Below are 13,871 nucleotides of genomic sequence, written 5' to 3' on the forward strand. Positions count from 1 at the left end.
TTATTGATTAAGGCATTTTAAAACCTTTCGTATAAATCCTTCCGTATTCATCCACAAACTTCACCTGTACATTTCCCTGGTATTTATCTAAGATTTTTTCAACATCTTTTTGTGAATTGACAGGTTTTCCGTTGATTTCTATGATAATGTAATTGTCTACAATACCTATTTTAGCCATTTCACTTCCTTCAGATACGTTTTTCGCAATAACACCGCTGTTAAGCCCGTAGCTTGTTTTAAACGATTCGTTCAGAGTATCGAAATCGGCACCGATTTTTTCAGACACACTAAGATCATCTTTCGTTCTTGTAGAAGTTCCGCCTTTCTGATCCTTTAAAGTTACAGTAGTCATATTTTCTTTACCGTTTCTGGAATAAGTAACCTGTACTTTATCACCGGGACGTTTACTTCCGATAGACATCGATAAATCTGCGAAATCTGTTATAGCAACATTATCTATTTTAGTAATGATATCTCCTGTTTTAAGGCCTGCGTCTTCAGCACCGCTTTTATCTCCAAATCCTGTAATGTATATTCCCGAACCGGCTTTAATGCTTGTCTTTTTCTGCATATTGTACGCAGCTACCTGCTGGTCGTCTGAAAGGTCTAAAGATGTTACTCCTAAGAAGCCTCGCTGTACAATTCCGAATTTCTTGATGTCCTCAACAATTTTTCTTGCCAGATTGGAAGGAACGGCAAATCCGTATCCCTGATAATATCCGGTAGTAGACTGAATCGCAGAGTTGATACCGATAAGGTCTCCGTTTGTATTTACAAGTGCTCCACCTGAATTTCCCGGGTTAATGGCAGCATCCGTCTGAATAAAGCTTTCAATAGGGTTGGCCGCTTTTCCCTGAGAACCTAAAATTCCGATTCCTCTTCCTTTAGCAGAAACAATACCTGCAGTAACGGTTGAGTTTAATCCCAGCGGGTTTCCTACCGCAAGCACCCATTGTCCTACTTCAATATTGTCAGAATTGGCAAAGTTCAAATAAGGTAATCCTTTTTCTTCGATTTTTAATAACGAGATATCCGTATTCGGGTCGGTTCCGATTAAAGTTGCGATATAAGCTTTTTTATTGCTTAATACAACTTCAAGTTTATTGGCACTTGCCACTACGTGATTATTTGAAATGATATATCCGTCAGGAGAAATAATTACCCCTGAACCCATTCCCGAAGGCATATTGTCAGGCATCTGTTGTTGCTTCTGTCTTTGCTGGCCTCTGCCGCCACCGCCAAACGGATCTCCGAAGAAAAAGTCGAATAAATCCTGTTCTGACGCCCTGCTTGAGCTTTTAGACTGGTAATTTTTAATGGTAACGACTGCCGGAACGGTTGTTTTGGCAGCCTTCACAAAATCATCTCCGGTTGTAGCAGCATTCATCCCCACAAAAGAAGCGTTGGATGATTTAGTAAAATAAGACTGATCTGCATTATCGGAATTATGACCGAAATATTGTATTGTACCTACAGTAGTAGCTCCTGAGATAACTCCTACCACAGCAAAGGGTAATAGTTTTTTTAAAGTACTCTTCATTGTATATCTTTCTTTATTATTTATGATTTTTTTGTTTTACAGTAAACAAATTTAATACTTAATGAGTATGCAATTTATATGCTGTGTTTCAATTTTAACTAAAATTTAACGGGAATTAGGTCATTTTATAAATTATGTCATAATTGTTAAGATCGAAGTTAACAAAACTTAAAAAAATATTAAAAATAATGTGACAAAATGTAAGATGAATTCATGGGATATAAGTTAAATTAATTATGAATAAAACTAAAACTAAATCTGTCATTTTTATCGGATAAATAAAATTAATAGGAAATGATTATCTTTGCAAAAATATTTTTCTCACTTAAAACGTTTATAGCATGCAACTGTATAACACTTTAAGCGCAGAAGAAAGAGCTCAACTTATTGATGAAGCCGGTAAGGAACGCCTTACGTTGTCTTTCTATGCGTATGCCAAAATTGAAGATCCCAAAAAATTTCGCGATGATTTATTTATAGCCTGGAACGCACTGGATGCTCTCGGTCGTATTTATGTTGCTCATGAAGGTATTAATGCTCAGATGAGTGTTCCTGCGGATCAGTTTGAGGCTTTTCGCAATACGCTGGAAGATTACGAATTTATGAAAGGAATTCGTCTGAATGTAGCCGTTGAGCAAGACAACCATTCTTTTTTAAAGCTGACCATAAAAGTAAGACATAAAATTGTCGCCGACGGTTTAAGCGATGATTCTTTTGATGTAACCAATAAAGGAATTCACTTAAAAGCTCAGGAATTTAATAATTTACTTGAAGATCCGAATACGATCGTAGTCGATTTCAGAAATCATTATGAAAGTGAAGTAGGCCATTTTGAAGGCGCGATTACTCCGGATGTGGAAAATTTCAGAGAAAGTTTACCCATTATCAACGAACAGTTACAGGATTTTAAAGAAGATAAAAACCTGTTAATGTACTGTACAGGTGGAATCCGATGTGAAAAAGCCAGTGCTTACTTCAAACATCAGGGCTTTAAAAATGTTTATCAATTAGAAGGCGGAATTATTGAATATACACGTCAGATAAAAGAAGAAGGTATAAAAAGTAAATTTATAGGTAAAAACTTTGTATTTGACCATAGGTTAGGCGAACGTATTACAGATGATATTATCTCGCAGTGTCACCAATGTGGCAAGCCTTGTGACAACCATACCAATTGCGCCAATGATGCCTGTCATTTATTGTTTATCCAATGTGATGAATGCAAAGCCGCAATGGAAAACTGTTGCTCTACAGAATGTTTGGAGACGATTCATTTGCCTTGGGAAGAGCAGGTAAAACTAAGAAAAGGATTACAGGTTGGAAATAAGGTTTTCAGAAAAGGAAAATCGGATGCTTTGAAATTTAAAAATTCCGGTGATCTGCCTAATAAACCTTTGGCAAAAGCTGAAACAAAAAATATACGACAGAAAATAAGCATTAAAAAAGTGTTGGTCGGAAAGGCAGAACATTATTATTCAAAATCAAAGATTGCCCAGTTTTTAATCGAAAACAAAGAACTTTCAGTAGGTGATAAAGTGCTTATTTCAGGTCCGACAACCGGTGAGCAGGAACTTACCATTACCGAAATTTATGTAAACGGAGGTCCTTGTGAAACAGCAAAAAAAGGAGATCAAATCACGTTTGAATTACCTTTCAGAGTTCGTCTGTCTGACAAATTATATAAAATTCCGCAGGCTTCTGAAAATGCATAAGTAAACGTTGGAATTATTTCTCTAAAAGATTTAATCAAATGCTAAAAGCTGATCTAAGAAAAAAGTATATGCAAAAAAGAAAAACCTTGTCTTATGATGAGGTTTTCTTGTTATCGGAGAAGATTTCGGATAATTTTATCAGTTATTTCAAACCTGTAGCGGGCCAAAAGGTGCATATCTTTATTCCTATTGATAAGTTTAATGAAATAGATACCCGTATTTTTATTCAATACTTCTTTAAACATAATATACGGGTTTTTGTACCGAAGGTCGTTGACAGGCTGATCTCCGTAGAGATTTTTGAAGACACGGTGTTTGAAACAAGTGCCTGGGGAATATCCGAGCCTTTATCTGATGATGATTCCGGAGAGCTGCATTTTGATTATGTGATCACCCCTTTACTCTATTGTGATGAAAAAGGGAATCGGGTAGGGTATGGAAAAGGTTTTTACGATGCTTTTTTTGAAAGTATATCTTCAGATTCCGGGAAAATCGGAGTCAACTATTTCGGGCCTGATGAAATAATCGATGATGTCTGGGAAAATGATATTCCGCTTGATTATCTTGTAACGCCTGTTGAAGTGCTGTCTTTTTTGAACGGAGTTGAATAGAAGTTCACAAAATAAAATTTGAATTCCTTTTTAAATTTAATAGGTTTTGAAACAAGGGTATACTGTGCATTTTTTTCAAAGCTTCCTATAGACTTATTTTTGTCATCAAAATATTCCACATTGAACTTTGCAAAATCCAGAGTATCCTGTTTGTAAGAATCTTTATATACCTGAAGGTTATTTACCTTTACACTTTTTACCTTTAAGCTGTCAAGTTCCCTAAATAATTTTCTGAAAGTAAGGCTGTCGGGCTTGTGAAAATAGCTTTCCATCTGAGAAAAGATAACCGTATCGATTTCCGTATTTCTGTTTCCGGATAAATACAGGGTTGACAAATCCAGTAACTCCTGTACTTTTTGACGGGTAATGGAGTTGATCGCCTGCATGCTGTCCATCTGTACTGCAGGATAGGATTTCGTATTGTTACTGTTTCTTAATTTATCCAGATCGCTTACTTCTGTCTTTTTATTATTGCAGGAAACAATAGCAATAAAGAATATGGCGACAATTAATAAACTATTTATTATTTTCATCAGTACTTGCAATTTTAAATTTGATCGATATGATTTTGCCTTTATTGTCTTTTTTCATTTCTATTACACTTAAATTTTTCAGGGAGGTTGTCGGAGTCGTTACCAGTGTAATATATTTTTGTTTGTCTAAAGTCTCTATCCCGTAGGTATTATTATCATACACCTGATAGATTACTGCATTATTGCTGATTAAGTTTTCCAGCTGTTTCCTCTTTTGCTTGATCAGGTTCACCTGTTCTTCTTTCGGAGCTCCTTTTACATCTTTTATAGAGAAATAATAAGCTGCCATTTTATAATCATCAGGCTTCAGCTCTATCATTTCCTCTTCCGGTGCGTTCTCAAGGCTTCTGTTTACTTCAAGATATTCATAAAACGGTCCACTGATCTGCATTTTCAGATTTTTATCTTTTGTGGAATAATAAAAACACTCACCCGGTTTTATTTTATATAATAGCGGAGATTCATTTTCCTTAATCACCTTTATTTCCAAAGTATTGATCACCGATACTCCTCTGTCAGCATCTGTAAAACAATATTTATATTTTTTCAGAAAAATTTCATCTTTAAAACCCAACACTACCGTAATCACCACTAAAATAAAAGTAACAATAGCCCAGGCATTCTTTTGAATGAATTTTTTCTTAGGAGATGCCAGTCTGTTTTCAGAATTTTGATTTTGAACTGTGTTTTGTGTAATTGCTTGATTATCAGTATTTGATTTTTGTAAATCAACATTCTCGGGAGCCTTTAAATCTGTTTTTTGAGGCTCAGATTCGGATTTTGGCAGTTCGGGAGAAAAAGTAACTGTTTCTTCTAATTCTTTCAGCTCATCTTCGCTCAAATCCTTCTCATCCAATAGCAATTCTCCGGCAAAAAGATGTTGCTTTTTAAACTCGTACCACGAGTCGTAACCCGCATAAATACTCAATAAATTGAGCATGTCAATTCTTGGTAATTTGGTAACGGGTGAGTTTTTGAAATAAGTATAAAATGATTTTTCGCTGATGTTTCCTTTCGCCTTTTTTCGGAGGTCTTCCTGAAAATATATAATATCTATACCCTTCCATTTTGAAATTTCATCATAGGAAGGGGTGTATTCTTTTAAATATTGAGCCTGTACGACCTTTTTTAGCTGCTCAAAATGTAATAGATCTAAATCTGTCAATTTTTAGTTAAGTGGTTAAATTGTTGATTTACAGTTGTATTTATTTGTAAATACTGTTTTACAAAGGTATTACAATTATTTTTCATAAACAAATTTCTTATCTGCTCTACCTTTGTCTTGTTCAAATAACAGAACAAAAAGAAAAGTTTAAAAAACAATATTAACAAAATTAAATTTAATTTATTATGAAAAAGTCATTATTCGTAGCTGCTATCGCTGCAATCTCTCTAGTTGCTTGTAAAAAAACTGAAGCTACTGCTACTGAAGGTGGAGCTGATTCAGCTGCTGCTGCTACTACTGATTCAGCTGCTTCTGTAACTGATTCTGCTGCTAAAGTAATCGATTCAGCTGCTACTACTGCTGTTGACGCTACTAAAGATGCTGCTGCTGCTACTACTGCTGCTGGAGCTGATGCTGCTAAAACTGCAACTGAAGGTGCTGCTGACGCTGCTAAAGGTGCTGCTGATGCTGCTAAAGGAGCTGCTGATGCTGCTAAAGATGCAACTAAAGAAGCTGCTAAGAAATAATTTTAGCTTAAGCTTAAAAAATAAAAGAACCGTTTCACCCAGTGAAGCGGTTTTTTTATTGCCTATTTTTTTTACTATATCTAAGACTTCTTTTGTCTTAAAGACTCATAACATGTAATCGCTACTGCGTTGCTCAGATTTAATGAATCAATACTTCCGGACATAGGGATCAGGGTATTCTTTCCTTTTCCTATCCAGAACTCACTTAAACCCGAATGTTCCGTTCCGAATAAAACAGCTGATTTTTCAGTCAGGTTCCTTGTATAAAGATCTTCGGCATCTGCATCCATAATCGTAGTATAAATCTGGAACTGGTTTTTCTGTAAAAAATCTAATGTTTCGGCATTCTCTGCCTGAAATACTTCCATTCCGAAAAGGCAGCCCACGCTTGAACGGATAACATTGGGATTATAAAAATCAGCCTTTGCATCAGTTACAATCAGTGCATCGATTCCAAATGCCTCACAGCTCCTTAAAATTGCCCCCAGATTTCCGGGCTTTTCAACACCTTCAACAATAATTACCGTTGAATTGGCTTTTGGCTTGAATGAGGAAAGCTCTGCTTCCTTCGTTTTATAGACGCCGATAATTCCTTCAGAAGTTCCGCGGTAAGCAATCTTTTCATATACTTTCTCGCTTACATGGTGTATCTTGCCCTGTTGTGGGAGAGGTCCGCTGAAAATACTTTCGCAGATATAAAATTCTACAGGCTCAAAATCATATTGCTGAGCCCTTTCATTTTCCTGCTGCCCCTCTACTACAAAAACATTTGATTTTTTACGGAATCTGTTATCTGTAAGGAGTTTGGTAATATTCTTTATTTTTTCGTTTTGAAAACTTTCTATTAGCATTCCGCAAAATTATGCAAAATTATGATTAGGTTTCTTTACTTTTACGAAAAAGCTGCCCCGGCCATCGGCCGGGGCAGCTTTTTAATTAGATATCATTTTATTCCTCCGAAAGATCCAGATAGATCTGTGAATTGTCAATTAAGCTCTGTGGAAGATCTTTTTTATTTTTAATTCCTAAAGATTTCAGTTTTTGAGTCTGAGTTACGAGGTTATCATTTCCTGTAGATAATTGTTTATAGGCATCATTATAAACATTTTTCGCCTGGTCGAGGTTCTTTCCAACCTTTTCCAGGTTTTCTACAAAACCGACGAACTTATCATAAAGCTTGGCACCTCTGTCTGCAATCTCCATAGAATTCCGGTTCTGGTATTCACGTTTCCAGAGATCGGCAATCAGTTTCAGGGAAGTAATCAGATTGCTTGGATTTAATAAAAGAACTCTTCGTTCATAAGCATAATTCCAAAGATTCTGATCAGCCTGCATTGCTGCAATATAGGCAGGCTCGCTTGGAATAAACATCATAACAAAATCAAGAGACTTTCCGTAATCGTCATAAGCTTTCTGGCTCAGCTGAGTGATGTGGTTTTTTATGGATGACAGATGCTGATTTAATTTAATGATATAAATGTCCTGATCAGTTTCATCTACCAGTTCTGTAAAAGCAGTTAATGAAACTTTAGAATCGATGATCACATTTCTTTCATCCGGATATTTTACAACGGCATCGGGGCGCATTTTCTTTCCTGAGAATTCTGAGAATAAAGCTTTATTGTCTTCATCACGAAGCTCATGTTCAAGAAAATATTCCCGGCCTTTTACCAGTCCTGATTTTTCAAGGATACTTTCAAGAATCATTTCACCCCAGTTTCCCTGCGTTTTGCTTTCACCTTTTAAAGCTCTGGTCAGTTTTTTGGCATCCTCAGAGATTTGCTGGTTGAGCTCTGCAAGCTCCTTTACTTTTTCAGCAAGGGAGAAACGTTCTTTGTTTTCTTTTTCATAAGCTTCATTGACTCTGTTTTTCAGATCTGAAATTTTCTCCTGAAAAGGTTCAAGGATGGTTTTAAGATTATTCTGATTAAGAGCTGTGAACTTCTCTGTTTTTTCCTCTAAAATTTTATTGGCTAGATTTTCAAACTGAAGCTTTGCGCTTTCCTGAATTTTGGTGATCTCTTCTTTCTGGGTTTCAAGAGATTTTTGTAAACTTTCATTGATAGCAGACAGTTCGGAATTCTTGGCAAAAATATTTTGTTTTTCTGTCAGAAGCGTTTCAATCTGGGTAGACTGTTTGGTATTGATCTCTTTCTGTTCCTGAAACTGGGTATTTAATGATGAATGCTCTGCAGAGATTTTTGCAAATTCATTTTTCAGATCATTTAACAGGTCTGATTGCTGCTGATTCTGCTCCTTTTCGTTGGTGATATTTTGATTCAGCTCCTGAATTTTCAGGTTTGAATTTTCCAGGTCTGAGTTATTTCTGATATGTACATTATTCAGTTCGTCATAAGAACTTCTTGAAACCATCGATGATTTCAAGACAAAATATAAAATTATTGCCCCAAGAATTCCTCCGGCAATAAACCCGATAATTAAATAGGTCATCTCCATCTTACAAAATTACAAAAAGAAAAATGGTTTTGCTTTATGGGAAACCGTTAAAATAATTTTGAACCATTAAGATGTATTAAGGCATTAAGAAAATTAAGGTGCTGTGAAATTTTAATTTTTTTAAACTTAAAAATTAGCATAATTTACATTATTCTTAATGCCTTAATACATCTTAATGATGATATAAAAAACTAAACATTTTTCGTTGAGGATACATCTCAATATTTTTTACTGCTTAAGGCTGTATATCAATCGGGCCAATGGGACCTTCAATAAGTGGTGGCTGGCAAAATCCGGTATTGATCACACAGGTTCCACCCATGCACATATAGCCTGTCATAGAAGATGTTCCGTCCGGGCACATAATCAGAGCTTCGCCATAACGGCTGCATTCTCTGTCTGAATAGCAATCAAGGGCAGGATACAGATCTCCACCCATTACATTTTTCAAATCTTTTCTTGAAAGTTTGGTTAGGTTTGTTTTTTTCATGGTTTAATTTTTATTTGGTGATTTGTTTTAGAGATAACGATCTTATAATGAGATGTATAAGTCCGAAGCTGATCAACTAAAATAGTAAAAAATATGATAGATCAGTTGAATGATCAGTGAAATTTATTTTTATGAAAAATAAACAAGGATTAAAAAATAGATACAATTGAGCAGAGTTGCTACAAATGAAGCAATAAATACAGCCAGGTTATCCCGTGTTTTTCCGGTCATTAGCCTTATGATCCAATAATTAATTATATAAAGCGGAATAAGTAAGGCAAAAGCAAAAACAGATAAAAAAATGAATTGATAAAGAACAACCAAAATAGTTATTGTGCTCACCATGGAAGCGACAACAGCTCCAATAAAGCTTTTGATCCAGGTTTCTGAATCAACTTTTAAATTTTCAACATTCTGGTGTATCTGATTGTATTTTATTTCTACCAGAGATGCTATGCTTTCATTTCGTAATAAATCTGAATTTATTAATGAAATACATTCCTGTTTTGATCGCTGATTCATATAATGCTGATGAATCTCTCTTATGATTCTGTTGATCTCATTTAATACAAGATGGTTGGTTTCAATTTTAGCATGAAAGTCTTCCAGAGAGCCTCTTTTTGTGATCTCTTCTAAAATTTCTTTGCTTGCTTTTCCCTGATAATCAATCTGGTTAGTATAAGATTCTATCAGGTCGCTTTCTGAGAATTTGCTGTAAAAGCCCATTTACGGATTCTCCTTAGAAATTTCTTCATGATGCTTCAGGTATAAAGGCAACGCCGCAGAGCCGTACCACGGAAATATTTCATAGCTGAAAACTCCGGCCTGTACTGCAGGGTCTGTTTTTACCCATTGTTCGGCTTCTTCTTTGGATTTTGTATTGAAGATAAACATTCCGCGATAGTTTTCTTTGTTTTGTTCAAGGAAAGGACCGGCTACAACGATTTTCCCTTCATCAGCCAACTTTTGAATATTTCCCATATGGCCTTTCATCAGTTCCCCCATTTTAGCTTTATCCTCAATTTTTGTTGATCCGGTTGTGAGCATTACAATAGTGTATGCTTTCATTCCATATTGATCTGCGCCGAGTGACGTGGCAAGTTCCTGATTAAATTTTACTTTTTCGGTTTTCTTCTGTTGGGCATTATAAATGGTTGCGGTAAGAAGAGCAAGAAGGGTAAAAATTTTTAGTTTCATTGTATTAGTCTTTAATTCTTAAAAACTCCTTTGCCAGTTCGATCATTTTCGGATCTCCGGTATATTTTCCGTGCTCGTCTGAAAGTTTTACTGTTGGGATCCATTCTTTGTTGGGTGCCTGTACACCGATTAATTTCATCACGATATTCATAGGTTTTAAGCCTACATCGTTCGTAAGATTGGTTCCTATTCCGAAAGAGATTCCGATTTTTCCTCTGCAGTAGTTGGTAATTTCTTCTACCTTTTCAAGATTCAGAGCATCGGAGAAAATGATATATTTAAATAAAGGGTTGATTCCGTTTTTCTGGTAATGAGCGATGGTTTTATCTGCAAATTCAAGCGGATCTCCACTGTCATGACGTACGCCGTCAAAAAGTTTTGCGAATTTCTTATCAAACTGCTGGAAGAAAACATCTGTAGTATATGTATCGGAAAGAGCGACTCCCAGATCTCCTCTGTACACATCCACCCAATGTTCAAGAGCCAGTTCATTGGCCATTTTGAAACCATATTCCGCGGCGTGGAACATAAACCATTCATGGGCGTGTGTTCCGATTGGTTTCACATTATATTTCATTGCGAAATGTACATTTGAGCTTCCGATAAAAGTGGAATCTTTCTTTTGCGTTAAAGCTTCCATCACCAGGTTCTGAACTTTATAAGAGTGTCTTCTTCTTGTTCCAAACTCGGCAAAATTCACGCCCAGCCTGCCTAAAGAATCTGCTTTTTCCACTGTTTTACTCATCACTACCTCATTGGAATCCCTTTCCATATGGTTCATTTCATAATGAAGCTCACTGATTAAAGACAATAAAGGAACTTCCCATAGAATTGTTCTGTACCAAAGCCCTTCAACGATTACGGAAAGGTCACCTCCTTCCTGATGGATTTTTACTTCCGACGGGTCATAATGATAGCCTTCAAGAAAGTCTAAATAAGGAAGATCAAGGTAAGGACATGTTTTTGCCAGGAATTTTTTTTCATCTTTTGTTAATTTGAGCTCAGCCATTTTAGTGACAGCTTCTCTTAATGCAGCATCAAAACCTTCCGGAAAATGATGCTTCCCCCTATTGATGAATTCGTATTTTACAATGGAACTTGGAAATAATTTCACCACAGCATTTTGCATGGTTATTTTGTAGAAATCATTATCGATAATGGAATTTAATCGAACGTCGTGCATATGTGTAATTTTAACGCAAATTTAGTAATTAAAAATAAAAATCGTCTAAATGTAAGACGATTTTTGAAATATTTCGTTGATTTTTTATGCTTACTTCCCTAAATAAGAGTTGTACATCCAGACTTCTTTTTCCTGTTCCGTGATATAATCGCTCATTTGAGAATTTGTACCTTCATCTCCCGCTTTATCCGTGATGTCTAAAAGCTCTCTTTGCAGGTCTATCACAACTTTAAATGAACTTAAGATATTTTCTACACTTTTTGTCCCGTCAGTTACTTCCTTGCTTTCTTTAATGGTAGCTACTTTCAGGTAATCGGAATAATTATGAGCCGGTGTTGCGCCCAATGTCAATATTCTTTCAGCGATCTCATCGATTTTCAGAACAAGACTATTGTAAAGTTCTTCAAATTTTGGATGAAGGGTAAAAAACTGGTCTCCTTTGATGTTCCAGTGTGAGCCTCTTGTATTCTGATAAAATATCGAATAGTTGGCTAAAAGTGTATTTAATTTTTCCGAAATGTTTTTACAGTCGGCTTCCTTAAGACCGATAATACTGGCATTTTTCATACGTTTATTTTTTATACTAACAAATGTAGGAAATATTGTACCGAAATCATTGGGATCGTGATTGATGATACTTATCTTTGGTATTTTTATAATGTATTGTAAATATGGAGTTTTTCCGGAATAGTAAAATAACGGGTTTTTGGATATCATTGCTGGTAACAGGTCTTGTAAGCTTTTGCTACTATTTTGCCAGTGTGTCTAAAACTGACGGACATTATATATATACACTGGATGATGCCTATATTCATCTGGCAATGGCTAAAAATTTTGCATTGCATTCTGTATGGGGAGTTACGCCGTATGAATTTTCTTCCACTTCTTCATCGCCGCTTTTTACCTTTCTCATCAGTATTCTGATACGGGTTTTTGGCAATAACGATCAGCTGCCGCTTTATTTTAACATCTTTTTCGGAATTGGAACCGTTTTTTTACTCAGTAAATATTATTCATATATTTTTAAAGAATGGAAAAATATTGTACTGGCTGTACTTTTTACCGTTTTTTTTACCGTTTTATATGTTCAGGTTTTATCGGGAATGGAACATGTTTTCCAGGTTTTCCTTTTTGTAACTAATATTCTCTGCTTCTCCCGATGGGATAAAAATAAATATTACGTTGCCGGATTTTATGGCAGCTTATTATTAATGGGATTGGTCCGTTTTGAAAGTATGTTTTACTTTGTAATCCTGGCCTTTGTTTTTTTATTGATCAAAAAATGGAAAGAAGCTTTAGGTGTTTTGCTGGCAGGTTTTATCCCGATTATTATTTTTTGTTATTTCAATTACCTTCAGGATGGTTACCTTTTTCCGAATTCGGTGGTTGTGAAAGGTACAAAGCTAAGTTTTGATTCCAATGTGCTTTTTCAGCTTAAAAATATTTTCCTGGATAATTTTTTATTAAATCCAAGCTTTTATAAGATCGGCTTTTTCCCGGTAGTACTGGCTGCTATTCTTATATATAGAGAGGGGAAGAATAATAGTTTTACAGAAACAATCCGGAAGAATTTTCTTTTAATTGTGTTTTCACTACTCATGATCTGTCATTCGATGTTTGCAGATCTGAAAGGGCTGTTCAGATATGAGGCTTATATTCTCACAGGATTTTCAATGGTGCTTATTTCTAAGGTCAGTCCGTTTTTTACTGATTTTAAAAATTATATTAAAAAAGAAAGGCTGGTCACTTTCCTCATCATAATGAATGTGGTGTTACTGATCTATAAATGCTGGATTTCACACCGGATGCTTATGAACGGCGGGAAAAACATTTATGAACAGCAGATCCAGTCTGCTAAGTTTTTGCATACCTACTACAATACCTCAAAGGTAGTAGCCAATGATATTGGAGCCATTACTTATTATACGGATATTCATTTATTGGATATTGCCGGACTTGGTTCCAGGGAAACGATTCCTTTTAATGAGAACAAAGGAGTGTTTGATAAAAGATTTGAAGACTTTCTGACACAATATGGAAAAACCAATCAATATAAAATAGCCGTCGTATATGAAGAATGGCTTCAGGGTCACGTTCCGAAAACCTGGAAAAAAGCAGCCGTTTTAAAAATCCGGAATAAAACGATGGTTGCCAGAGATGAAGTATCGATTTATTCTATAGATGGACAGGATATTCAATTGCTAAAACAAAATATTAAAGATTTTAACTGGAATAAAAATGTAAAGGTGATGATCCTTGATTAGGCTAAGTATCTGTTAATTAATTTTTAATAAAAAAGATAAATTACATATAGCTACTTGTCAATTAAAAAATTATTATTAAATTTGCAGCCTAAAATAAAAAGCAATTAAATGCCTACTATTCAACAATTAGTAAGAAAAGGAAGAGCCACGCTTGCCAAGAAGAGCAAATCGGCTGCCCTTGATTCTTGTCCA

At 35.4% G+C, this 13,871-nt stretch carries 14 protein-coding genes and 1 pseudogene; 5 read left to right on the plus strand and 10 right to left on the minus strand.

Annotation, left to right across the window (positions count from 1 at the left end; translation table 11 throughout):
• Window positions 1–7 precede the first annotated feature (7 nt).
• Window positions 8–1,540: a trypsin-like peptidase domain-containing protein gene (locus AB8P06_RS03270; protein WP_369837809.1), complete on the minus strand. Its 1,533-nt coding sequence runs from the start codon at window positions 1,538–1,540 to the stop codon at window positions 8–10.
• Window positions 1,541–1,881: 341 nt separating this feature from the next.
• Between AB8P06_RS03270 and trhO the strand changes: the two genes are divergently transcribed.
• Together trhO and AB8P06_RS03280 are read left to right on the plus strand one after the other, a co-directional pair.
• Window positions 1,882–3,252, plus strand: a complete 1,371-nt coding sequence (trhO, locus tag AB8P06_RS03275; RefSeq protein WP_369837812.1) for an oxygen-dependent tRNA uridine(34) hydroxylase TrhO — start codon at window positions 1,882–1,884, stop codon at window positions 3,250–3,252.
• Between the two features lie 38 nt (window positions 3,253–3,290).
• Complete coding sequence (locus tag AB8P06_RS03280; protein WP_369837814.1) at window positions 3,291–3,863, plus strand: 5-formyltetrahydrofolate cyclo-ligase; 573 nt, start codon at window positions 3,291–3,293, stop codon at window positions 3,861–3,863.
• On the opposite strand, the gene AB8P06_RS03285 is transcribed toward AB8P06_RS03280, so the two are convergent.
• Together AB8P06_RS03285 and AB8P06_RS03290 are read right to left on the minus strand one after the other, a co-directional pair.
• Window positions 3,812–4,396, minus strand: a complete 585-nt coding sequence (locus AB8P06_RS03285; RefSeq protein WP_369837817.1) for a hypothetical protein — start codon at window positions 4,394–4,396, stop codon at window positions 3,812–3,814. The two genes, AB8P06_RS03280 and AB8P06_RS03285, sit on opposite strands and share 52 nt — an antisense overlap.
• Window positions 4,380–5,561, minus strand: coding sequence for a hypothetical protein (locus AB8P06_RS03290; protein WP_369837820.1), 1,182 nt, complete (start codon window positions 5,559–5,561; stop codon window positions 4,380–4,382). Before AB8P06_RS03290 ends, AB8P06_RS03285 begins: the two co-directional genes overlap by 17 nt.
• Window positions 5,562–5,746: 185 nt before the next feature.
• Between AB8P06_RS03290 and AB8P06_RS03295 the strand changes: the two genes are divergently transcribed.
• The gene (locus AB8P06_RS03295; protein ID WP_007839582.1) at window positions 5,747–6,088 is read left to right on the plus strand and encodes a hypothetical protein; all 342 of its coding nucleotides are present in this window, start codon (window positions 5,747–5,749) and stop codon (window positions 6,086–6,088) included.
• An 80-nt stretch (window positions 6,089–6,168) separates the two neighbouring features.
• On the opposite strand, the gene AB8P06_RS03300 is transcribed toward AB8P06_RS03295, so the two are convergent.
• From AB8P06_RS03300 to AB8P06_RS03330, 7 genes are all read right to left on the minus strand, one after another.
• Window positions 6,169–6,939: a TrmH family RNA methyltransferase gene (locus tag AB8P06_RS03300; RefSeq protein WP_369837823.1), complete on the minus strand. Its 771-nt coding sequence runs from the start codon at window positions 6,937–6,939 to the stop codon at window positions 6,169–6,171.
• 97 nt (window positions 6,940–7,036) lie between these two features.
• Window positions 7,037–8,545 carry a DNA recombination protein RmuC gene (locus tag AB8P06_RS03305; RefSeq protein WP_369837826.1) on the minus strand — a complete coding sequence of 503 codons (1,509 nt, stop codon included), beginning with the start codon at window positions 8,543–8,545 and terminating at the stop codon, window positions 7,037–7,039.
• Between the two features lie 235 nt (window positions 8,546–8,780).
• Window positions 8,781–9,035: a hypothetical protein gene (locus AB8P06_RS03310; RefSeq protein WP_369837829.1), complete on the minus strand. Its 255-nt coding sequence runs from the start codon at window positions 9,033–9,035 to the stop codon at window positions 8,781–8,783.
• Between the two features lie 129 nt (window positions 9,036–9,164).
• Window positions 9,165–9,761 carry a hypothetical protein gene (locus AB8P06_RS03315; protein WP_369837832.1) on the minus strand — a complete coding sequence of 199 codons (597 nt, stop codon included), beginning with the start codon at window positions 9,759–9,761 and terminating at the stop codon, window positions 9,165–9,167.
• Window positions 9,762–10,232 carry a YciI family protein gene (locus tag AB8P06_RS03320; RefSeq protein ID WP_369837834.1) on the minus strand — a complete coding sequence of 157 codons (471 nt, stop codon included), beginning with the start codon at window positions 10,230–10,232 and terminating at the stop codon, window positions 9,762–9,764. It abuts the gene before it with no gap.
• Between the two features lie 4 nt (window positions 10,233–10,236).
• Window positions 10,237–11,415: a nicotinate phosphoribosyltransferase gene (pncB, locus tag AB8P06_RS03325; protein WP_369837837.1), complete on the minus strand. Its 1,179-nt coding sequence runs from the start codon at window positions 11,413–11,415 to the stop codon at window positions 10,237–10,239.
• 90 nt (window positions 11,416–11,505) lie between these two features.
• On the minus strand, window positions 11,506–11,982 hold the full coding sequence (locus AB8P06_RS03330; protein WP_007839552.1) for a Dps family protein: 477 nt from the start codon (window positions 11,980–11,982) through the stop codon (window positions 11,506–11,508).
• Window positions 11,983–12,086: 104 nt separating this feature from the next.
• Between AB8P06_RS03330 and AB8P06_RS03335 the strand changes: the two genes are divergently transcribed.
• Window positions 12,087–13,679, plus strand: coding sequence for a DUF8728 domain-containing protein (locus AB8P06_RS03335; RefSeq protein WP_369837840.1), 1,593 nt, complete (start codon window positions 12,087–12,089; stop codon window positions 13,677–13,679).
• A gap of 108 nt (window positions 13,680–13,787) precedes the next feature.
• Window positions 13,788–13,871 (plus strand): annotated as a pseudogene (locus tag AB8P06_RS03340) (30S ribosomal protein S12); the annotation flags it as partial.

The sequence above is a fragment of the Chryseobacterium tongliaonense genome, from assembly GCF_041224435.1.
Classification (GTDB): Bacteria; Bacteroidota; Bacteroidia; order Flavobacteriales; family Weeksellaceae; genus Chryseobacterium; species Chryseobacterium tongliaoense.